The organism is Escherichia sp. KCJ4928 (genome assembly GCF_004352695.1).
GTDB lineage: Bacteria > Pseudomonadota > Gammaproteobacteria > Enterobacterales > Enterobacteriaceae > ECMA0423.
This window is the reverse complement of sequence record NZ_SJWV01000410.1, coordinates 1-1,304: the sequence shown is the minus strand read 5'-3', so window position 1 is coordinate 1,304 and position 1,304 is coordinate 1. Positions and strand designations below refer to the sequence as shown.

Annotated in this window: 2 protein-coding genes; both read left to right on the top strand. The window is 59.2% G+C overall.

Annotated features, from left to right (window positions below):
* The coding region (gene traO / locus E0D98_RS24345; RefSeq protein WP_165941061.1) for a conjugal transfer protein TraO at positions 1–747 on the top strand (747 nt) is incomplete at its 5' end.
* The coding region (gene traP / locus E0D98_RS24340) for a conjugal transfer protein TraP (RefSeq protein ID WP_131891273.1) at positions 744–1,304 on the top strand (561 nt) is incomplete at its 3' end. The genes traO and traP, both read left to right, overlap by 4 nt.

The following is a 1,304-nucleotide window of genomic DNA, read 5'->3' as shown; positions in this document are numbered from 1 at the left end:
CCGGCAGCTCGTACAGGGATACAGCTGATACCGGCACTGACCCGCGTACCTGCCTTCATTGATACGGAAGTGGACTCTGACAATGCTGTCTCCCGCGTGGTGGCCTCCGTACCTGCCGGCCCATGGGCCGGGGCCGTCCTCTACAGCCAGGACGCCAGACTCGCCGGCAAGGGAATGGATATCCACTTTGACCGGATGATGTGGCGGGGCATGTTTCTGAAAGTCAATGCATATGCCCTGAATGAACATACCGGCATGTCATCCGTGGCCAGCGACGTGAACCACCGCTGGTTTAAGCATATCGTTCTGCCGTCTGTGCTCGGTGGGGTGGGCAGTGTCGGAAGTCTTTACAAAGACGCCAACACACAGGTCATTCAGGGAAACTACGGCAGCATTACCGGCAGGGTGGGAATGCCTGATGGCGAGGCGCTGGCTGGCGTCATTGCAGGCGGCATGGCCGAACGGGGCAGTCAGTTGCTGACCCGCCAGGCGGAGAGCGAACCTTACCGGCAGGTGACAGTGTCACGCGGAGAGGTTGTCTCCATTCTGTTTGTTGAGCCGGTCATGAGCAACGATATCAGTCCCCCCTCCTCCGGCACTGCCCCTTCTGTGCCACCGCCCTCCGGACGCCCGCTCACCCAGGAAGAAGCAGAGCGTCAGGCGTCTGACAGGATCCAGGCAGCAGTCATGCGTAAACAGAACGAAATGCGGCAACGTTACGGAATACAACAGGAAACTCATCCATGAAAAACGAACATGAAGATCCCGGCAGTTTTGGCGAAACAACGACACCGGCATCCGGCAAATCCTTCCTGAAACGCCAGTATATGGGATACAGCCTGCCAGTCTGGGCTGGCTGTGTCCTCATCATCCTGGCCGCAGTCTGGTACAAGTTTCTGCGGACACCCTCAGAGCCCCCTGCAGATGCAGGCTTCGCGGTCACACCGCCCGCTGCTGAAAGCTGGGCAGAGCCCATGCCCATGACGGAGACCGGGAGCGGAAACACCATGTCCGCGCCTCCTGTCACCCCACAGGCAGACATGCAGCAGCTTGCCCGTGACCTGAAAGCAGAGCTGGACAGGCGGGATGAGGAAATCCGACGTACCCTGACCATGCTGAAAGAGAGCATCACAACCCTTGGCGACACCATACGGAAAGATGAGGCCTGGGCACAGGAAACCCGTCAGTTGCTTGATGAAACCCGTAAGCAGGTGCATGCCCTGCAGATGCAGGGACCACTGCAAATCCCGACCGGGAATAACGGCCAGTCAACGAAAACCCCGCCTTCCCGCCTGCAGGGCATG